Source organism: Kitasatospora aureofaciens, assembly GCF_001188955.3.
Classification (GTDB): Bacteria; Actinomycetota; Actinomycetes; order Streptomycetales; family Streptomycetaceae; genus Kitasatospora; species Kitasatospora aureofaciens.
In genome coordinates, this window is sequence record NZ_JPRF03000087.1 from 209,745 (window position 1) to 227,646 (window position 17,902).

The following is a 17,902-nucleotide window of genomic DNA, read 5'->3' on the forward strand; positions in this document are numbered from 1 at the left end:
AATGAACGAAGGAGAGCGTGCGCTCTATGGACGCTGTGACCCAGGTCCCCGCGCCGGTGAACGAGCCGGTCCACAGCTACGCCCCCGGCAGCCCCGAACGGGCCCGTCTGGAGGCCAAGCTGAAGGAGCTGGGCGGCCAGGAGCCGGTCCAGCTGACCATGACGATCAACGGTGAGCGCCGGATGGGCGGCGGCACCGAGATCCACGTCGTCCAGCCGCACAACCACGCGGCTCGGCTCGGCACCCTGCGCAACGCCACCCAGGCCGACGCGCAGGACGCCATCGACGCTGCCCTGGCCGCTGCCCCGGCCTGGCAGGCGCTCTCCTTCGACTCCCGCGCCGCCATCTTCCTCAAGGCCGCCGACCTGCTGGCCGGCCCCTGGCGCGAGACCCTGGCCGCCGCCACCATGCTCGGCCAGTCCAAGACCGCCCAGCAGGCCGAGATCGACACGCCCTGTGAGCTGGTCGACTTCCTGCGCTTCAACGTGCACTTCGCCCGCCAGATCATGGCCGAGCAGCCGATCTCCTCGGACGGCGTGTGGAACCGCAGCGACCACCGCCCGCTGGAGGGCTTCGTCTACGCGATCACCCCGTTCAACTTCACCGCGATCGCCGGCAACCTGCCGACCGCGCCCGCGCTGATGGGCAACGTGGTGCTGTGGAAGCCGTCCCCGACCCAGCAGTACTCCGCGCACCTGCTGATGCAGCTGCTGGAGGAGGCCGGCCTGCCCAAGGGCGTCATCAACATGGTGACCGGCGACGGCCTGGACGTCTCCGCCGTGGCGCTCAAGCACCCCGCGCTGGCCGGCATCCACTTCACCGGCTCCACCGCCACCTTCCAGCACCTGTGGCGCGAGGTCGGCAACAACATCGCCGGCTACCGCACCTACCCGCGGATCGTCGGCGAGACCGGTGGCAAGGACTTCCTGGTCGCCCACCCCTCCGCCGACCCGGCCGTGCTGAAGACCGCGATGACCCGCGGCGCCTTCGAGTTCCAGGGCCAGAAGTGCTCGGCGCTCTCCCGCGCCTACGTCCCCGCCTCGCTGTGGGCCGGCCTCAAGGACGAGTTCGCCGCCGAGGTCGAGGGCCTCACCATGGGCGACGTCACCGACCTGTCCAACTTCATGTCGGCCGTCATCGACGAGCGCGCCTTCGCCAAGAACAAGGCCGCCATCGACCGCGCCCAGGCCGACGACACCGTCGAGGTCCTGGCCGGCGGCACCTACGACGACTCGGTCGGCTACTTCGTCCGCCCGACCGTCCTGGTCTGCCAGGACCCGGCCTCGGAGTACTTCCGCGACGAGTACTTCGGCCCCATCCTCGCCGTGTACGTCTACGAGGACGAGAAGTACGAGGAGATGCTGGCGCAGATGGAGTCCGTGTCGGCCTACGGCCTGACCGGTTCGATCATCTCCCAGGACCGCGCGGCGGCCCAGGACGCGATGCACAAGCTGCGCTTCGCGGCCGGCAACTTCTACATCAACGACAAGCCGACCGGCGCCGTCGTCGGCCAGCAGCCCTTCGGCGGCGGCCGGGCCTCCGGCACCAACGACAAGGCCGGTGCCAAGCAGAACCTGGCGCGCTGGACCTCGACCCGCTCCATCAAGGAGACCTTCGTCCCGCCGACGGACTACCGCTACCCGCACATGGGCTGACCGGCCCTGCTGCCGATCGATCCGCTGTAGAAGCCATCGGTCACCCGCGACGCCCGGTCCCGCAGCCGGGCGCCGCCCCGCCGGGGCGGCGGCTCACCCCCGTACCGCCGCCCCGGCCTCTTTCTGCCACCCTTGGAAACACCAGCTCCAGGAGTCACGATGCTCCGTTCCGCCCTTCTCGCGGCCTCCCGGTCCCCCCAGGTCCGCACCGTGGTCGAGAAGTTCCCCCCGACCCACGCGATAGTCGAGCGCTTCGTCGCCGGTGCCGTCCTCGACGACGCCGTCACCGCCTGCGACGACCTGGTCGCCACCGGCCGCAAGGTCACCCTCGACCACCTGGGCGAGGACACCAAGGACGCCGCCCAGGCCGCCGGCACCGCCGAGGCGTACGAGCACCTGCTCAAGGCCCTCAAGGAGACCGGCCTCGCCGCCGGTGCCGAGGTGTCGGTCAAGCTGTCGGCCGTCGGCCAGTTCCTGCCGGTGGACGGCGAGAAGATCGCGCTGGAGAACGCCCGCCGCATCTGCGAGGCCGCCGCCGACGCGGGCACCACGGTGACCCTCGACATGGAGGACCACACCACCACCGACTCCACCCTCGCCATCGCGCGGGAGCTGCGGGCGGACTTCCCCTGGCTGGGCATCGTGCTCCAGGCCTACCTGCGCCGCACCGAGGCCGACTGCCGCGAGTTCTCCGGCGCCGGCTCGCGCGTGCGCCTGTGCAAGGGCGCGTACAAGGAGCCCGAGTCGGTCGCCTTCCAGGGCAAGCACGAGGTCGACCTCGCGTACGTCCGCGCCCTGAAGGTCCTGATGGCGGGCGAGGGCTATCCGATGATCGCCTCGCACGACCCCAACATGATCAAGATCGCCGGCCAGCTGGCCCAGTGGAACAACCGCACCCGGGACTCCTTCGAGTACCAGATGCTGTACGGCATCCGCCCCGAGGAGCAGCTGCGCCTCGCCGGCGAGGGCAACACCATGCGGGTCTACCTCCCGTACGGTCAGGAGTGGTACGGCTACTTCATGCGCCGCCTCGCCGAGCGCCCCGCCAACCTCACCTTCTTCCTGCGCGCCATGGCCACCCGCAACTGACCTGGGCGCCCGGGCAACGCGACGGCCCGCACCCCTGACGGGGGGTGCGGGCCGTCGCGTGTTGAGGGCTCCTCAGAGGAAGTCCTTGGTGTCCAACTCGAGTTCGAAAGGCGCAGGCAGAGCGAGAGGCTCACCGAAAGCGGCCAGATGCACTTCGGTGTACTCATCCCGGTGGGGTTTGCCGAACAGGCTGATCTGGGACTTCTCGCGGTCGACGAGCAGGTAGAGCGGGATTCCGGCCCGTGCGTAGCAGTGGCGCTTGGCGATGCGGTCCAGGTCAGGCTTGGTCGAGGTGATCTCGGCGACCATCGCAATGCCGTCGGGTTCCATCCAGGACGGAGCACCACGGAAGAGCCGGAGACTTCTCGGGGCGAAGGTGGCGTCCGGGATGACGTGGTTCTTCGGGCAGAGGCCGCCGCTCACCAGACGAAGACCCTTGCTGCCGGACACTTGCATGTGGACCTTGGACTTTGCCTTCACCTGGTCGATCAGCAGGTCGATGTAGTCCTCGTGATCGCCGTCCGGCGGTGGTGCCACGATGATTTCTCCCTCGATGAGCTCAGCCCGGAAGCCTTCGGGGGAGTGCAGGCTCAGGAAGCTCTCCAGCAGGATGTCGGCCTGCGACGGGGAGTTCGTGATCGGTTGCTCATGCGCCACAGCACTCATGATGCCCCTCCTTCGGATGGACGTCACGCTATTCGCCCTTCGGTCGGTTGTGCAGTACACGGTGGGCTTTCACTCGATGGTGTGAGTTTGAGCCCGGCGTAGGATTCCGGTGCTGGTCAACTGGGTTCTTGGTGAGAGGAGTTGGGGATGTTGAAGCAGTTCGAGGGGTTGTCCACGCCGTTGGTGGCGGACGCGTGTGTGCGGCTCGGGGTGGGGGTGCGGGTGGCGCCGGTGGGGGTGGCGGCGGTGACCGCCGGGGCGCGGGTGGCGGGGCGGGTGCTTCCGGTGCGGCACTACGGGAGCGTGGACGTGTTCCTGGAGGTGTACGGGGCGGCGCGGGACGGGGACGTGCTGGTGATCGACAACGGCGGGCGGACGGACGAGGCCTGCATCGGGGACCTCGCGGTGCTGGAGGCGCGGGCCGCCGGGGTGGCCGGGATCGTGGTGTGGGGGCTGCACCGGGACACGCCGGAGCTGGTGGAGATCGGGCTGCCGGTGTTCAGCTACGGCGCGCTGCCGCTGGGGCCGCTGCGGCTGGACGGGAGGGAGCCGGAGGCGCTGGTGTCGGCGCGGGTCGGGCCGCACCTGGTGACCGCCGGGGACGTGGTGTTCGCGGACGCGGACGGGGTGCTGTTCGTACCGGCCGACCGGGCCGAGGAGGTGCTGGAGACCGCCGCCGGGATCGCCCGGACCGAGCGCGCGCAGGCCGAGCGGATCGCGGCCGGGGACACGCTGCGCGGGCAGACCCGGTTCGACGAGTACCTGGAGCTGCGCGCGGCCCGTCCGGGCTACAGCTTCCGGCAGCACCTGCGCACGGTCGGCGGGGCGATCGAGGAGTGAGGGTCAGAGCGGGCGGTGCATGACGTGCAGGCCGACGTAGCCGTCCACGGGGTGGTGGAAGGCCTCGGGGACGGTGCCGACGATCTCGAAGCCCAGTGACCGGTAGAGCTTGACGGCGTGGTGGTTGTTGGCGACCACCGCGTTGAACTGCATGGCGCGGAACCCGGCCCGGCGTGCCCAGTCGAGGGTGTACTCGACCAGGGCCCGCCCGATGCCCTTGCCGTGGTGCGCCGGGTCGACCAGGTAGCTGGCGCTGGCCACGTGGCCGCCGTTGCCGGGGCGGTTGCGGTTCATGTTCGCGGTGCCGAGGACCGTACCGTCCTCGTCGACGGCGACCACCGTGCGGTCGGGGGCGGAGTGCATCCACCACTCCCGGCCCAGCTCGGACGGCATGTCGAGGGGGTAGGGGAAGGTCTCGCCGGCGGCGACGACGGTCTGGAAGAACGGCCAGATGGCCGGCCAGTCCTCGGGAGTGGCTTCGCGGATGCGCATCGGACCAGGATGATCGACGAACGGTCGGCCGGCCAGGGGTTTTCCGGTGCGTGCCGGGGGTTCCGGTCAGCCGCCGAGGACGGTGTTCTCGACCTGGGTGGCGGCGAAGGCCTGGCCTCTGGCGTTGGGGTGCACCACGGCGTACTTGAGCGGGACGACGCTGGTCAGCACGCCGTCCAGCCAGTGGTCGCCGTCGCAGACGCTGTGCCCGGCGGAGTCGGCGTAGAGGTCCACGTACGTGTCCTGCTGGGCCGAGGTCGCCTGCTCGACGACCAGGTTGAGCGGCTCCAGGATGCGGGTGCGGGCCCAGGCGAGGTCTCCGGCGGTGAAGGTGGCGAACTGCAGCAGGCTGCCGTACCGGCAGAGGCGGGCGTTCTCGGGGATCAGGTGCGGGTAGCCGACGGTGTAGATCCGCGCGGACGGGGCCTTCGTCTGCAGCGCGCCGAGCATGGCGTTGTAGCCGGTGCGCAGCCGGTCGAGCCGACCGGGCAGCTGGGCGTCGTACTTGTCCTTGCAGGGCGTGCCCAGGCCCAGGCGGGCGGCGCCGAGTTCGATGCAGTCCTTGAGGATCTCGGCGAAACCGAGGTCGTTGCCGCCGATGCCGACGGTGATCACCTGGGTGTCCGGGTCGACGGCGTCGACCTGCGGCGGGACGGGCGGGTAGGGGGCGTTGGGGTCGGTGCCGAGCGGCGGGAGCGGGCGGCCGTTCGGGCTCTGCTTGTTCGCGTAGACGTCCGGGGTGGCGGCGCCGCTGCAGCTGACGTTGCGCAGGTCGGCGCCGGAGCCCAGGTCGCGGCGGATGAGCTCGGGGTACGAGCCGGTGGTACGGGCACAGCCGTCCTGGGGTGCGGTCAGGGCGCCGGTCGCCTCGATGATGCCCGCCGTGTAGGAGTCGCCGAGGGCGGCCCACTTCAGCGTGCCGGCGCGGGTGGCGGGCCTGGCGGCTGCCTGGGCGGCGGTGGGGGCGATCAGGCCGGCGGTGAGGACGACGGCGGCGCCGGCGACGGCCAGGCGGGACGGGAAGCGGCGCACGGTCTCTCCTCATCGGGTGCACTGGTGCGGGTGTGCGGAGGAGAGTGCGATTCACCCCCCGGAGAGTCAATCGAGTCGATGTGTGGGCGACTTGATGTCTCGGGAGGGTGAATTCTCTGGCTTCTCTTTGACGTTGTGGGACTGGGTTGGTTCCGAGGGATTCGCAGGGCCCGTGGGGCCCACGGACCTTGCGGCCCGTGCGGACCTCGCGGTCGGACCTCGGGGATCAGAGGAGGGCGGCGGAGGGCTCGATCATCGCCCGGGCGGTCTTGCCGTCGACGAACTCGCCGAGCGCCGTCATCTCCCACTCGCCGGAGGGGCGGCGGACCAGCTTGCACATCACCACGCCGGTGCGCGGCTCGGACTGGGTGAGGTCGAAGCGGACCAGCTCCTCCTCGGTGCGGACGTCCACCAGGCGGCAGTAGGCGTTGCGCAGCTCGGTGAACTTCTGGCCGGAGAAGGAGTTGACCACGAACACCAACGCGTGGACCTCGGCCGGCAGGCCCTCCAGGTGGACGGTGATCGCCTCGTCGTCGCCGCCGTCACCGCCGACCAGGTTGTCGCCGGAGTGGGCGATCGCGCCGTTGAAGACGGTCAGCTTCATGAACCAGGCCGTTTCCAGGCGCTGGTGACGGGCGTCGAAGGCGAGGCAGGAGGCGTCCAGGTCGATGTCCCGGCCGCGGGCGGCGGACTCCCAGCCGAGGGCCATCCGGACCGAGGAGAGGAAGGGCCGGCCGTTCTTCACCAGGGAGACGGAGCTGCCCTTGACCAGGCTGACCCGGCCCTTGTCCAGGGTGACCTTGGGGCGCTCGGCGGGTTCCGGGGCCGCTGCCGGGGCTGCCGGAGCCGGGGGTGTGGTGGGCATCGTGGGCATGGTGGGCATCGACGGGACGGTGGCGAGGGCGATCCGGGGGTCGACCGGGGGAGCCGGCGGCGCCGGGGGGACGGGCGGCAGCGGCGGGGTCGCCGGAAGCGGCGGGGCGGGCGGGGCGACCTCGGAGGTGGAGTGGATCTGGACGGTCGGCGCGCTCGGCGAAGCTGAGGCAGGGGCAGGGGCCTCGGTCGGAGCCGGCTGAGGCGTCGGTGCGGGGGAGTCGTCGACGGTGACGCCGAAGTCGGTGGCGATGCCCGCCAGGCCGTCGGCGTAGCCCTGGCCGACCGCGCGCACCTTCCAGACCCCGTTCCGCCGGTAGACCTCGACCACGATGAGCGCGGTCTCCAGGCCCAGCCGGGGCGGGGTGAAGGTGACCAGCACCTCGTCGGTGTCGGCGTCCCGCAGGGTCGCGGTGGGCTCCATCCCGGCGAAGGTGGCGGACTGGTCGGCCGGGCTGGCGGTGATCACGACCTTGCTGATGTCGGCCGGGACGGCCGGGGTGTCGACGGTGATCGCGTCCGGTGCTCCGGCGGAGGCCGGGCGGAGGCTGACGCCGGGCCCGTGCGGGGCGTTGAAGAAGACGAAGTCGGCGTCCGAGCGGACCTTGCCGGCGTCGGTCAGCAGCAGGCCGGAGACGTCCAGCGCCTTGGGCGCGGTGACCTCGACGGTCACCCGCGCGGCGGTCAGCGGTGCGTTGCCGCCTTGGGTCAGGACGGTGGACAAGGACTCCTCCTCGGGTGCGGAACGACGGCCCGGACCGGCGCCCGTGGGGCGCCGGGCCGGGTGCTGCACACAGTAACGAACGTCGGTGCGGGGATGAGCCCGGTGAGCTGCCTGATCGTCGGACGATATGACGGACCTCCGGGGCCGGTTGATCCGGCCGGATCAACCGGCCGGCCGGTCGGCCGACGGGCGGTCAGTGCGGAGGGTGTGCCAGGTGCTGGGCGGACTGCGGGAGCAGCGGGCCGAAACCGCCGAGGGCGGCGACCGCCCGGGGGTGGTCGATGCCGAAGGCGGCGGCGTTCCAGGTCTCCTGCGGGCCCGGCTTGCGCACCGGGCCGGCCTGGTCGGCCGGCCGGGTGCCGCGCACCACGAAGGAGTAGCGACCGGGCTCGACGTCGGTGCCGGGCGGGGTGGTGAAGCGGTAGACCAGGGTGCCGCGTTCCTGCTGGGCGGTCACCACGGCGCTCGGCAGGTCGGTCCACGCGGCGCCGCTGCCGGGCGCCAACTGGCCGGGGGCGAGCCGGAATTCGGCCTGAAGGGCGGTGACCGGCTCGGCCACGGTGAGGTCGAGCGCGTGCCGGAGGCCGTCGCGACCGACCGCGGTGGTCAGGCCGGCGCCGGTCAGGGCCTGGTCGGCCTCCGGGGCGGAGCCGTCGGCCGCGGGCGCGTCGGTGGTCGGTGCGTCGGCCGCAGGTGCGCCGGTGGTGGGCGTGCCGGTGCCAGGGGCGTGACCGTCGGGGGCGTCGGTGACGGGCGGCGGCGGCAGCGGGCGGCCGGGCGCGGGGAAGGCGGGACCGGGCCGGGCCGGGGTGGTCGGCTGGAGCCCGGGCGACAGCGGGGACTGCCCGGCGTCGGCCTGTCCGGCACCGGCCTGTGCCGCGCCGGCGTGGCCCGCACCGGGCTGCCCGGTGGAGGGCGTGAACGACGGGGACGGCGTGGACGGCTGCGCCGAGGGCGAGGCTCCGGTGCCCGGCTGGCCGCCCGTACCGGTGCCGTTCGCGGGCGTGCCGGCCGCGGACCGGGGGTCGTGCTCGGCGGAGGCCTGGCCGCCGGTCGACGGTGTGACCGGGGCGGCCGTCCCCGCGCGCAGTCCGCCCGGGGGTGTGGCCGCGGCGTTCGCCGGGCCCGACGGGTGGGCCGAGGAGTGCTCCGGGGGCTTCGGGCCGTGCGGGTGGCCGGAGGGCGGCGCGGGAGTGTCCGTGGTCCGGTCGGAGGCGGCTTCGGCCTGGTCGGTGGCGCCGGGGCTGGGCGGTGGGGTGGTGCCGACCCGGGCGACGCCGGCCCGACGGCCGATGCCCTGCTGCTCGTTCAGCAGGAGGGTGGTGGCGATGCTGATGCCGACGACGGTGGACATCGCCATCGCGGCGCCGGAGAAGCGAAGGGTGGGCAGCCGGAGCCGGCCGCCGAACGGGCGTGGCCGGCCGTGCCGACCCTGCCGTGCGGGCTCGTGCTGCACGTCCCGCGCGGTCTCCCCACGCACAGCCACCGGACCCCTCCCTCCCCGAAGTGCCGTCGCGTCGCCGTATTCTCCCACGCACCGGAGACGGGCCCGGATCCGGCCGTCCGGGGCCGGTCCCGCTGCGGGCCCGCGTCGGGAGGGGGAGAGCGTACCAGCGGGCGGCCGGAGGGTGGACAGGATCCTTCCATTTTCCGGACATCCGTTCGACGAGCGGAAGTTGACGGTCCGTCCGACCCGGCGAACGGCGGGACGGTCGGACCGGAGGAGGGTTGTTGCAACCCCCTTGCAACCCTTGCCCGCCCCGGCCGCGGTGGCGCAGGCTGATGGCATCCCGCGCCGTTCCCGGAGAGACCGTCATGCCGCCCGACCCGCTGTCCGCAGCCTCCAGTGCCCCCCTCGCCGCCACCCCCACGGGCGGCGATGGGGGCGGCTCCACCGCCGCTCCGGCGGCGGTGGAGGAGGTGCTGGCGCTGCGGATCTCGCTGGGCGACGAAGTGGTCGGCGAGGTGCGCACCCGGTTCCGCTTCGACGTCGCGCGCCCCTACGAGGTCCTGCTGACCTTCCATCTGGGGCGTCCGGACGAGGCGGACTGGGTGTTCTCCCGCGACCTGCTGCGCGACGGCCTGCAGACGCTGAGCGGCCAGGGCGACGTCAAGCTGTGGCCGGCGTACTGCCCGTGCCACGGCTCGACGCTGCACCTGGCACTCGAATCCCCGCACGGCAGTGCCCTGCTGGAGGCCTCGAAGCCCCGGGTGCGGGCCTGGCTGGACCGCACCTACGCGCTGGTCTCGGCCGAGCAGGAACGCGACTGCGGCCCCACCGACGCCCAGCTGGCCGCGCTGCTCGCGGCCGGCTGATCTCCGGGCCCGCCGTTCGAACGCGGTGAGGGCAGCGGCGAGGACGGCGGAGGGGGAAGCGGCACCACGGCGCCCGGCAGCCGGACCCGGTCCGCCGCCAGCTCCGCCCGCAGCCGCCGTACGGCTGGCGCGGTGGAGGAGGGCAGCAGGTCGTACGGATCCTCCGGCCCCTGCACGGTGACCAGTACCGAGTCGGCGAAGCGGTACGGCCGGTGGGCCAGCAGGCCGCCCAGATAGCGGCGCAGCCGGGACAGCTCGGCCCGGACCGTCACCGTCCGCCCCGCGTCACCGAACAGCGCCTCGGCGAGCTGCGCCGCGGTGCTGCCCTCGCGGGTGGTGGCGAGCAGCAGCAGCAGTTCGGCGTGGCGCGGGCTGACGGGGTGCGACCAGCTGTCGGCGGCGCCCCGGACGGACAGTTCGGGCCGGTCCGGCCTGCGCAGGTCGAGCAGGAGCCGGGCGCCCTCGGCCTGTTCGGCGCTCACCGTGCCGGAGCCGTCCGTCCCGGGCGGGCACACCGGGCGGACCAGCCAGCCGTCCGCGAGCGGCTCCAGCACGCACTCGCCCAGCCCGGGCACCCAGTGCACGGCGGCCGGGACCCAGCCCTCGCTGGGGATGCGGAGCCGGCTGGGCGGCGGCAGCCCGGCGGAGGCGGCCGTCCAGCCGGCCGCGTCGACCACCAGGGCCGGGCCGCCGACCCGGGCGAGCAGCGGGGCGGCCAGGGTGCGCAGCTGGTTGAGCGACTCCAGCCGGTGGGCGCGCAGTTCGGTCTCGGCGAGCCGGGCGGCGGTGGCGGTGAGCTGGAGCAGGTACGGGCGGACGTTGTGGGCCGGGCCGCTGAGGTTGATCGCGCCGACCAGCCGGCCGGTGGCCGGGTCGTGCACGGGCGCGGCCACGCAGGTCCAGGTGTGGTGGCTGCGCAGGTAGTGCTCGGCGGAGTGGACGTGCATCGGGCGCTGGGCGCGCAGCGCGACGGCGATGCCGTTGGTGCCGACGTTCTCCTCGATCCAGCGGGCGCCGGTGACGAAGCCGATCCGGTCGGCGCTGCGGCGCAGGCCGCGTTCGCCCTCCTGCCAGAGCACGTGGCCCTCGGCGTCGGCGATGGCGAGGATCAGCGGCGTCTGGCCGACCGGCCCGAGCAGGGTCTCGCGCAGCACCGGCATGACGTTGTCGAGTCCGCTGGACCGGCGGCGCTGCTCCAGCTCGGCGGGGCCGAGCAGGACGGCGGCGGCGCCGGCGTCGGGGTCGAGGCCGAGGCGGCGCAGCCGGGCCCAGGAGTCGCCGATCTCGGGGCGCGGTTCGAGCAGGCCCGGCCCGTTCGGGCCACTGGGCCCGCCGGAGCCGCCGGAGCCGCCGGACCTGCCCGGGCCGCCCGTTCCGCCGGGCTCGGGGAAGGCGAGCTCGCGGGCGGCGGCGTCGGCGAGGGTGCGCTCGTGGACCTTGGCCAGCTCCGCCGCGGTCGGCGCGGTGCGGCGCTCTGGTCGTCGGGACTGCCGTCCGGTCTGCCGCACTCGTGTCGCTCCTCGCCGCCGTTCGAGGACGCGCCGGTCGACGCGCTGACGAAAGCGTACGGGTGCGGTGGGCGTGTGGGGACGGGGTCCGCCAACTCCGCTACCGCCCGGTACGAAACCGCTCCGAGGTGCACCGGCGCGCGGTGCGGATGCCCTTCTACCGGGGCGCGCCCGGTTCGTGCTGGGCCGCCTCGACGGTGCGGTGCAGGTCGGCGGTGGCCTCCAGGGTGGCGGCGCAGGCGGCCGGGGAGGGCGAAGGCGTCGGCGCGTTCGTCGTCGAGCACGGCGAGCTGGTGCCCGACGGGCTGCCGCAGCAGGGTCAGGGACGACCGGAGCCAGCGGGTGGCGCGTGCGCGGCGCACGGAGGCGCGCAGGGGGCGCATGTCCGCATGCTGGACACCGGCGGGGCGGTGGGCCGGGTGCGGACCGGTGCGTTCGTCGGCCGGATCCGTACCGTGGGTGGGCAGCGCGCTCAGTGCGGGCCGTGCGGGCGCTGCGGGTAGTGCGGCCCGGGCGGCCCGCAGTTCGGTGCCGTCGGCGGGCGGTACGGACCGCCAGGGCGGCGAGCACGGCGAGCACCGGGCCGGCCAGGGCGGCCGCGACCGGCGCGCTGGGCGCGGCGGCGGTGAGCCAGGGCAGCGAGAGGTGGCCGAGGGCGGCGACCGGGGGCAGCTGGAGCAGTCCGGCGGTGGCGAGCAGGCCGAGCGAGCAGAGGGTGCCCCCGGCCAGGACGGTGGCGGTACCGGCCAGCAGCCAGGCGGCGGCCCGGGGCGGCAGCGCCTCGGCGAGGCGGCGGGCCAGCGGGACGGCGAGGAAGGGCAGCAGCAGCGGCACCCAGACGGCGAGCATCACGGTGCGCCCGCCGATCCCGGGCCGCCGTCGCCGAGCAGTTCGCGCAGCAGCTGCTCGTCCTCGGCGGAGAGGTCGGAGACGAAGCGGGCGAGCACGGTGGAGCGGTCGGCCTCGCGGCCCAGCTCGGTGTGCATCCGGCGGGCGGCGAGGCCCGCGGTGTCCTGGACGGTCGGGATGTACGCGTAGGCGCGGCCGGCGCGGGTGCGCTCGACCGTCCCCTTGTCGTGCAGCCGGGCCAGGATCGTCGCGATGGTGGTGCGGGCGAGGTGCCCGCCGAGCGCCGTCTGGACGTCCTGCGGCGTCATCGGCTGCCGGGCGGACCAGAGGGCGGCCAGCACCTCGGCCTCCAGCTCCCCGGCGGGCCGGCGGGCGGACGGTACGTCGGACATGGCGGCGCTTCCTCCAGCTTTCGTCTACAGTCATGTAGACCGTCTACGTCACTGTAGACGGTCCCGGGCGGGTTCGCCGCGCGTCGCGACGACCGCCCCCCAACGTACGGGAGGTCCGCCAGCCTTGCTCCAGTTCCCCGCCGATCCGGCCGCCCACCCCGCCGTGGGCCCCCACCTCGCGGTGGCCTCCCACCTCGCGGTCAACCCGCTGGACGCGTCCTCGCTGCTCGCCGCCTTCGGCGCGCTCGGCATCGCCGTGGTGCTGTTCGCCGAGACCGGTCTGCTGGTGGGCTTCTTCCTGCCCGGCGACTCGCTGCTGTTCACCGCGGGCCTGCTCTGCGTCCCCGGCGCCACCAAGGGGCCGCAGCTGCACCTGTGGCAGGTGCTGCCCGCCGCCCTGGTCGGCGCGCTCGCCGGGGCCCAGGTCGGCTACCTGATCGGCCGCCGCGGCGGGCGGGCGCTGCTGGGCCGCACCAAGCGCAAGAGCCTGCTGGAGGGCGTCGAGCGGGCCGAGGAACTGCTGGCCAGGTACGGGCACGGCAAGGCGATCGTGCTCGCCCGTTTCATCCCGGTGGTCCGGACGGTGTTGAATCCGCTCTGCGGCGTGCTCGAAGTGCCGGTTCGCTCGTTCACCCTCTGGCAGGTGGCCGGCGGCGCGGTCTGGACCGTCGGCGTCGTGCTGGCCGGATACGGGCTCGGTTCCTCGATACCCGGGATCGACCAGTATCTGCTGCCGATCATCGGTCTGGTAGTAGTTGTCTCCGTGCTCCCCATTGTTCTCGAACTGTTCCGCGCCCGTAAGGCGCGCCGTCACGGAGGTGACGTGTGATGTCCTCTCGGGTCCTGGCCGTCTACGACGGCAGCGGGATCGACGGCAGCCTCTACACCCGGGTCAACGGGTGGGCGCAGTCGGCCCCGCACTGGCTGGACGACGTGATCAAGGTCTGGTCGGCGATCGGCCTCGGCCTGTTCGCGCTCTTCATGCTCTCCGCCTGGTGGCGGGCGCGCGGCGCCGACTCCGCGGTGATGGCCAGGGTGCTGGCCTCCCCGGTGATCGTGGTCGTCGCGTACGGAGTCAACTCCGTCCTCAAGAACATGGTCGAGGAGGTCCGGCCGTGTGCGCAGATCCCCGGCAGCGTCTCGCTGGAGACCTGCCCGAGCGCGACCAGCGGTGACTGGTCCTTCCCGAGCAACCACTCGGTGATCGCCTTCGCCGCCGCGATCTCGCTCTGGTTCGTCAGCCGCCGGCTCGGCGCCGTCGCCACCCTCTTCGCGGTGCTGATGGCCGCCTCCCGGGTCTGGGTCGGCGTGCACTACCCGCACGACGTGGCCGTCGGTGCGCTCGTCGGCATCGTGGTCGCGCTGGTGCTCGCCCCGCTGGCCGGGCGCTGCGGGCCGCTGGTGGACCGGATGCGCTCCGGCGTGCTGCGCCCGCTGCTGGGCCCCGGCACGGTGCCGGTGGCGACCCGCGGATACGCCTCGCACCGGGCGCGGTAGTGCCCATTTCGTGAGCGCCCCGCCCCTTGTCCGGTTCCGGACAGGGGGTGGAGCATGTGAGCCGGGCGTGGGGCCCCTGACCGGGGCGCCCGCCCGGCTCAGTCGTGCTCAGGCGCGTCCGGGGCCGCGCTCGGGTCGCGGCGGCGCCGGGCGCCACCGGAGGGAGTGCCGAATGCCGTACCGACTCGACATCACGCAGGGGGACTGGCCGGGTGACCTGCTGCACAAGGGCGTCGACGGCCTGCTCGCCGAAGCCATGGTGCTCACCCTCGCCACCGCCGGCCACGAGCACGGGCCGCACGCCAACCTCGCCTTCTTCGCCCACGACGACGACCTCGTCCTCTACTTCGTCAGCGAGCGCTCCACCCGGCACAGCCACCACCTCGCCGAAGAGGCCCGGGCCGCCGCCACCGTCTTCCTGCCGCCGCCCGCCTTCGGCGAACAGCTGCGCGGCCTCCAGCTGACCGGCAGCGCGAGCGAGGCCTGGGGGCGGCAGGCCGAGGCGGCGCTGGCGGCCTACCAGGGGCGCTACCCCTCCTTCGCACAGGACGAGGAGACCCGTCGGCAGTACCTCACCGGAAGTGGGGCGGCGGCGCTGTACCGCTTCCAGGTCGAGGAGCTGACGGCGGTCGACGAGCCGAACTTCGGGCGGCGCAACTACCTGCGGGCCCGGGTGCTGCGAGGTTAGCCCTGCCCGATGACCGTGCCCCGCCGGAACGGCACCCGGCGCGGGCGGCCGTTGCGGACCACGAGCGCTCCGAGGCCGGCGACCGCGGCCATCAGGACGGCGTCCAGGGCGGCGGCGATCGCCAGGTCCTGCGAGAAGTCGATGTCATCCGGGGCCGACGCGGCCGCGACACCCTCCGGGTCGTAGCGGACCAGCACCCGGTCGCCGACCGCGTGCGCGTGGAGGTTCCCGTACACCGTGCCGTTGGGGATCGGCAGCCCGAGCTCGCCGACCAGGTCGTACGTCGAGTTCGGATGCTTGTCCTGGGGGTGGTCGTGGACGGCGGCGACCCGCGCGGTGACGGTCACCCCACGGGCGTCGAGGATCACCGCGTCCCGGGCCGAGACCGCCTCCCCGATCGCACCGCCCCCCAGCGCGACCGACACGATCGCCACCCAGCAGCCCACCGGGCCCAGCAACCGGACCAACCCGACGATCCAGGCGACCCCGACCACCAGCCCGAGCAGCAGCGCGGCGCCGAACCCCACGTACGTGCTCACCGTCACCACCCCGAACGTCCCCGCCGGAACGGCCGTCACCAGCGCGGCTGTCAGCCCGATCGTCGCGCGTCTGCTCTTCGGCCCAGCCATGGCTTCCCCCGGTTCTCGCTACGACGGGGTGGAAGCGTACGCCGGGACCCTGACGCCCTCAGGGCGGGGTGCCAGGTGGCCGAGTCGAGGAACTCATTCGCGTCAAACCGCTCCGACACTGTCGGGCCGCAACGCCGTCAGCCGGCTGCGTCATGAGTTCGATGCCGCGCGGCCCAGCCAGTCCGCCAAGCTGCCTCGGCTCATGCTCACGGCGGCATCGATGTCGATCATTCCGGTGCCGTCGAGAGTGAAGCCGCCGCCGTTCTCGAACAGGGAGATGATGGGCTCGTACGGGTCCGGCAGTTGGGGCGTGGCCCTGCCAGTCTCCTGGAGTGCCGCGAAGTGCAGCGCTCCCACACAACTCTGCTGAACGGCCGCGCTCTGTAGCGCGCAGCTCTTCAAGACCAATTCGACCAGCTCGGGATCGGCACGAACGGACGAGTCGATCAGGGCTGCCACGTCGAAGAAGGGCCAGGCGTCCGAACCCAGCCGTTCGGCCCACAGTGCCGAACGCCGGAGGAACTCCTTCATGAGCGAGATGCGCAGCCGGGGGTCCGTCTCCGAGGGTTCCCAGTCGACGTTCGTCAGTCGCTCGGTCAGGGCGCGCGTATCGTTCATGGTTTGTTCCTCTGCGCGAGAATCAAGGCTGCAATTTCGTCAAGATTACTCAGATCACCGGCTATCGGAAAGTCGGGCCTGGTGAGGCCCAGTCTGTCCCAGGCGAAGAACGCATCCTCACGGGTTTCGTGCGGCGAAACCTCATGTGCGCCCCAATTGCCGGGTTCTGGCCAGTGGACGCCGTCCTCCCAGTATCCTTGTCGATACGGAAGATTGTGCGGGGGTGCCATGAGTATACTCTCGATACCTTCATGGCAGGCCCACCGGAAGAACTTGGTGGATTCTGCGGGGGTGAGTGTGCCTGCTTCTGCTTTGAACCACATGTCGGCGATGTGGTCCATGGGCGCGAACCGTCCGGTTGCCGGTCTTCCGTCCGGTGGTACCGACACGCCCGTGTGGACGTTTTCGAAAATGTGAGCCTTGATTCTGTTCAGGACACCCAAATCGTATCCCGTATTCGCGGCGATTCGTTCCGTGTCGCCAGTGGTCTGGCGAATTTTCTCGTAATTCCGTTGGGTCGATTCGGATTGAGGCGGGTCGATGTAGTCCGACCCTCCGGTCCTTGGCAGGTACTCCGGGCTCTCCGGTGTCCGGCCCGGACGACGGCTTGATCCCCCTCCTGGTGCCGCGGCGCTGCCGACGGCGCCGAGGATGAGGTCGAGGGGCATGACGGGGCCGGTTTTGAAGGCGGTGTCGTAGCCGTAGGTGAGGCCGGCGCCGGTGATCATGCGGCCGGGGACGGTGTCGGCGGCGTTGGCGACCTTGGCGAGGCCCGCGAGGGCGACGGAGGCGTTCTCGGTGGTCTCGGCGGCGGTGGTCACGACGCGGGCGCCGGCGCCGAGGCCGCCCCCGGCCGCGCCCATGATTTCGCCGGTCTTGGCGGAGTCGGCGGCCTCGGTGAGGCTGTAGCCGCCGTCGCCGAACAGCTCGACGCGGATGGGCTGGGCGACCGCCAGGTCGACGGTGATCGCCTCCACCGCGCCGAAGGCGGCGCCGACCAGCACGGTGGCGGCGATGGTGGCGATGGCCTCGGAGACGGCGACGCCGACCGATGCGGCGGTGGCGACGATGCCCGCGGCGGTGGCGGCGGCGATGGCCGCCGAGATGCTGAAGGTGACGATGGCCAGGGCGGCGCCGACGACGAGGGTGCCGCCGACGATCGCGGCCTCCTCCTCCAGCTTCTTGATCGCCTTGTCGACCTCGTGGACGAAGTCGCGCAGCGCCTTGGCGAGGGCGCGGCAGGCGTCGGCGGTTTCGGGCAGTCAGCCCTTGCCCTTGCCCGCGGCGTCCTTGCCGCCGTAGTACCGGGCCCAGAATTTGCCGAAGGCGTCGATCGCGGGGCCGTGGTTGTTGGCGACGATGGCGGCGGCGGCCTGGTTGGTGGGGGCGGTGACGTTGTCGATGGCGGTGGCCATCGCCTCCCACGCGTCGGCCACCGTGCGCAGCTTGTCCGGGTCGGCGTCCGGCCACCACATGCCGGTGACCTTCTGCACGGCCTTCGCGGCCGCGGACTCACCCATGCGTCAGCCCCGACCGGCAGGGAATGCCGGTCATCAGGTGAGGTCCTTCCGGGCCTTGTTGTCCGCGTCGGTGTGGTTGTCGGCGTGCGCGACCAGGCCGTCGTGGATGCTGCTGAGCCCCTGGACCAGGATGTCGAGCCCGGCGAGCACGTGGTCGTGCGGGCCGTTGTAGGCCGCCGCGAACTCGTTGCCCTGCTTGTCGCTGCCCCAGGGACTGCCCGCGTCGGCGAGGCTGTGCCTGAGCTTGTCGAGCGCCTCCTTGAGTGCCTTGCTCTGGTTCTCGAAGGTCGGCGCGGCGTCCTTCAGTTCTCCCGGCCGGATCTTGAACTCCGGGCCGCCGGCCTTCGCTGCGACATCTGCCATCGAGTCAACCCCCGTGCTGTCCGTTCCTCAGAAAGCGCGAAGGACAGGACGGCCGGATCAGCCGACAGGGTTTCAGGGACGCGGTGTGACGTGGCTCATGTCCGGCGGGAGCGGAGGCCCGTCAGGACCCGGCCGGACGCGGGGTGCACTG

The 17,902-nt window shown here is 72.7% G+C and carries 20 protein-coding genes; 8 read left to right on the forward strand and 12 right to left on the reverse strand.

Going from position 1 to position 17,902, the window contains the following annotated elements:
* Positions 1–26: 26 nt before the first annotated feature.
* Positions 27–1,655 carry an L-glutamate gamma-semialdehyde dehydrogenase gene (gene pruA, locus HS99_RS38135; RefSeq protein ID WP_030290221.1) on the forward strand — a complete coding sequence of 543 codons (1,629 nt, stop codon included), beginning with the start codon at positions 27–29 and terminating at the stop codon, positions 1,653–1,655.
* Between the two features lie 159 nt (positions 1,656–1,814).
* The gene (locus tag HS99_RS38140; RefSeq protein ID WP_030290220.1) at positions 1,815–2,744 is read left to right on the forward strand and encodes a proline dehydrogenase family protein; all 930 of its coding nucleotides are present in this window, start codon (positions 1,815–1,817) and stop codon (positions 2,742–2,744) included.
* A gap of 72 nt (positions 2,745–2,816) precedes the next feature.
* On the opposite strand, the gene HS99_RS38145 is transcribed toward HS99_RS38140, so the two are convergent.
* A complete protein-coding gene (locus tag HS99_RS38145) occupies positions 2,817–3,410 on the reverse strand; it encodes a Uma2 family endonuclease (protein ID WP_030557661.1) in 594 nt (197 codons plus the stop codon).
* Positions 3,411–3,557: 147 nt separating this feature from the next.
* Here HS99_RS38145 and HS99_RS38150 point away from each other — a divergent pair, with 147 nt between their 5' ends.
* Complete coding sequence (locus HS99_RS38150; protein WP_030557659.1) at positions 3,558–4,250, forward strand: RraA family protein; 693 nt, start codon at positions 3,558–3,560, stop codon at positions 4,248–4,250.
* 3 nt (positions 4,251–4,253) lie between these two features.
* On the opposite strand, the gene HS99_RS38155 is transcribed toward HS99_RS38150, so the two are convergent.
* The 4 genes from HS99_RS38155 to HS99_RS38170 form a co-directional block, all read right to left on the reverse strand.
* Complete coding sequence (locus HS99_RS38155) at positions 4,254–4,742, reverse strand: GNAT family N-acetyltransferase (RefSeq protein WP_030290217.1); 489 nt, start codon at positions 4,740–4,742, stop codon at positions 4,254–4,256.
* A gap of 66 nt (positions 4,743–4,808) precedes the next feature.
* Positions 4,809–5,774 (reverse strand): SGNH/GDSL hydrolase family protein, encoded by a 966-nt coding sequence (locus HS99_RS38160; protein WP_030557658.1) that lies wholly within the window; start codon positions 5,772–5,774, stop codon positions 4,809–4,811.
* Positions 5,775–6,000: 226 nt separating this feature from the next.
* Positions 6,001–7,371, reverse strand: coding sequence for a TerD family protein (locus HS99_RS38165; RefSeq protein WP_232543130.1), 1,371 nt, complete (start codon positions 7,369–7,371; stop codon positions 6,001–6,003).
* A 193-nt stretch (positions 7,372–7,564) separates the two neighbouring features.
* Positions 7,565–8,857 carry a hypothetical protein gene (locus HS99_RS38170; protein ID WP_141763896.1) on the reverse strand — a complete coding sequence of 431 codons (1,293 nt, stop codon included), beginning with the start codon at positions 8,855–8,857 and terminating at the stop codon, positions 7,565–7,567.
* Positions 8,858–9,186: 329 nt separating this feature from the next.
* On the opposite strand from HS99_RS38170, the gene HS99_RS38175 reads away from it, so the two are divergent.
* The gene (locus HS99_RS38175; protein ID WP_050366535.1) at positions 9,187–9,687 is read left to right on the forward strand and encodes an SsgA family sporulation/cell division regulator; all 501 of its coding nucleotides are present in this window, start codon (positions 9,187–9,189) and stop codon (positions 9,685–9,687) included.
* On the opposite strand, the gene HS99_RS44390 is transcribed toward HS99_RS38175, so the two are convergent.
* Both HS99_RS44390 and HS99_RS38190 read right to left on the reverse strand, forming a co-directional pair.
* The gene (locus HS99_RS44390) at positions 9,606–11,195 is read right to left on the reverse strand and encodes a GAF domain-containing protein (RefSeq protein WP_063738015.1); all 1,590 of its coding nucleotides are present in this window, start codon (positions 11,193–11,195) and stop codon (positions 9,606–9,608) included. The genes HS99_RS38175 and HS99_RS44390 overlap by 82 nt on opposite strands.
* 848 nt (positions 11,196–12,043) lie before the next feature.
* Complete coding sequence (locus tag HS99_RS38190; protein ID WP_030290208.1) at positions 12,044–12,436, reverse strand: BlaI/MecI/CopY family transcriptional regulator; 393 nt, start codon at positions 12,434–12,436, stop codon at positions 12,044–12,046.
* A gap of 163 nt (positions 12,437–12,599) precedes the next feature.
* Here HS99_RS38190 and HS99_RS38195 point away from each other — a divergent pair, with 163 nt between their 5' ends.
* The 3 genes from HS99_RS38195 to HS99_RS38205 all read left to right on the forward strand — a co-directional run bounded on the left by HS99_RS38195 (position 12,600) and on the right by HS99_RS38205 (position 14,621).
* Positions 12,600–13,265 (forward strand): DedA family protein, encoded by a 666-nt coding sequence (locus HS99_RS38195; protein ID WP_030290207.1) that lies wholly within the window; start codon positions 12,600–12,602, stop codon positions 13,263–13,265.
* Positions 13,265–13,933, forward strand: coding sequence for a phosphatase PAP2 family protein (locus HS99_RS38200; protein WP_046386757.1), 669 nt, complete (start codon positions 13,265–13,267; stop codon positions 13,931–13,933). The genes HS99_RS38195 and HS99_RS38200 overlap by 1 nt, the downstream gene beginning before the upstream one ends.
* Before the next feature lie 172 nt (positions 13,934–14,105).
* Positions 14,106–14,621 (forward strand): pyridoxamine 5'-phosphate oxidase family protein, encoded by a 516-nt coding sequence (locus HS99_RS38205; RefSeq protein ID WP_050366533.1) that lies wholly within the window; start codon positions 14,106–14,108, stop codon positions 14,619–14,621.
* Here HS99_RS38205 and HS99_RS38210 read toward each other — a convergent pair.
* The 3 genes from HS99_RS38210 to HS99_RS38220 all read right to left on the reverse strand — a co-directional run bounded on the left by HS99_RS38210 (position 14,618) and on the right by HS99_RS38220 (position 16,872).
* Positions 14,618–15,250 carry a hypothetical protein gene (locus tag HS99_RS38210; RefSeq protein WP_141763897.1) on the reverse strand — a complete coding sequence of 211 codons (633 nt, stop codon included), beginning with the start codon at positions 15,248–15,250 and terminating at the stop codon, positions 14,618–14,620. The genes HS99_RS38205 and HS99_RS38210 overlap by 4 nt on opposite strands.
* A 150-nt stretch (positions 15,251–15,400) precedes the next feature.
* Positions 15,401–15,868, reverse strand: coding sequence for a hypothetical protein (locus HS99_RS38215; protein WP_046386758.1), 468 nt, complete (start codon positions 15,866–15,868; stop codon positions 15,401–15,403).
* Positions 15,865–16,872 carry a hypothetical protein gene (locus HS99_RS38220; protein WP_050366532.1) on the reverse strand — a complete coding sequence of 336 codons (1,008 nt, stop codon included), beginning with the start codon at positions 16,870–16,872 and terminating at the stop codon, positions 15,865–15,867. The genes HS99_RS38215 and HS99_RS38220 overlap by 4 nt, the downstream gene beginning before the upstream one ends.
* A gap of 10 nt (positions 16,873–16,882) precedes the next feature.
* Between HS99_RS38220 and HS99_RS38225 the strand changes: the two genes are divergently transcribed.
* Positions 16,883–17,170, forward strand: coding sequence for a hypothetical protein (locus tag HS99_RS38225; RefSeq protein WP_141763898.1), 288 nt, complete (start codon positions 16,883–16,885; stop codon positions 17,168–17,170).
* Here HS99_RS38225 and HS99_RS38230 read toward each other — a convergent pair.
* Together HS99_RS38230 and HS99_RS38235 are read right to left on the reverse strand one after the other, a co-directional pair.
* Positions 17,131–17,388: a WXG100-like domain-containing protein gene (locus tag HS99_RS38230; protein WP_046386627.1), complete on the reverse strand. Its 258-nt coding sequence runs from the start codon at positions 17,386–17,388 to the stop codon at positions 17,131–17,133. The two genes, HS99_RS38225 and HS99_RS38230, sit on opposite strands and share 40 nt — an antisense overlap.
* 33 nt (positions 17,389–17,421) lie before the next feature.
* Positions 17,422–17,751 carry a WXG100 family type VII secretion target gene (locus HS99_RS38235; RefSeq protein WP_046386628.1) on the reverse strand — a complete coding sequence of 110 codons (330 nt, stop codon included), beginning with the start codon at positions 17,749–17,751 and terminating at the stop codon, positions 17,422–17,424.
* Positions 17,752–17,902 lie beyond the last annotated feature (151 nt).

Bases quoted from the DNA above. Each gene is read 5' to 3' on its own strand.
- HS99_RS38230 (WP_046386627.1), bottom strand. From the start codon at position 17,388: ATGGGTGAGTCCGCGGCCGCGAAGGCCGTGCAGAAGGTCACCGGCATG.
- HS99_RS38175 (WP_050366535.1), top strand. From the start codon at position 9,187: ATGCCGCCCGACCCGCTGTCCGCAGCCTCCAGTGCCCCCCTCGCCGCC.
- HS99_RS38150 (WP_030557659.1), top strand. From the start codon at position 3,558: ATGTTGAAGCAGTTCGAGGGGTTGTCCACGCCGTTGGTGGCGGACGCG.
- HS99_RS38200 (WP_046386757.1), top strand. From the start codon at position 13,265: ATGTCCTCTCGGGTCCTGGCCGTCTACGACGGCAGCGGGATCGACGGC.
- HS99_RS38210 (WP_141763897.1), bottom strand. From the start codon at position 15,250: ATGGCTGGGCCGAAGAGCAGACGCGCGACGATCGGGCTGACAGCCGCG.
- HS99_RS38235 (WP_046386628.1), bottom strand. From the start codon at position 17,751: ATGGCAGATGTCGCAGCGAAGGCCGGCGGCCCGGAGTTCAAGATCCGG.
- HS99_RS38145 (WP_030557661.1), bottom strand. From the start codon at position 3,410: ATGAGTGCTGTGGCGCATGAGCAACCGATCACGAACTCCCCGTCGCAG.
- HS99_RS38190 (WP_030290208.1), bottom strand. From the start codon at position 12,436: ATGTCCGACGTACCGTCCGCCCGCCGGCCCGCCGGGGAGCTGGAGGCC.
- HS99_RS38155 (WP_030290217.1), bottom strand. From the start codon at position 4,742: ATGCGCATCCGCGAAGCCACTCCCGAGGACTGGCCGGCCATCTGGCCG.
- HS99_RS38140 (WP_030290220.1), top strand. From the start codon at position 1,815: ATGCTCCGTTCCGCCCTTCTCGCGGCCTCCCGGTCCCCCCAGGTCCGC.
- pruA (WP_030290221.1), top strand. From the start codon at position 27: ATGGACGCTGTGACCCAGGTCCCCGCGCCGGTGAACGAGCCGGTCCAC.
- HS99_RS38215 (WP_046386758.1), bottom strand. From the start codon at position 15,868: ATGAACGATACGCGCGCCCTGACCGAGCGACTGACGAACGTCGACTGG.
- HS99_RS38225 (WP_141763898.1), top strand. From the start codon at position 16,883: ATGGTGGCGATGGCCTCGGAGACGGCGACGCCGACCGATGCGGCGGTG.
- HS99_RS38205 (WP_050366533.1), top strand. From the start codon at position 14,106: ATGCCGTACCGACTCGACATCACGCAGGGGGACTGGCCGGGTGACCTG.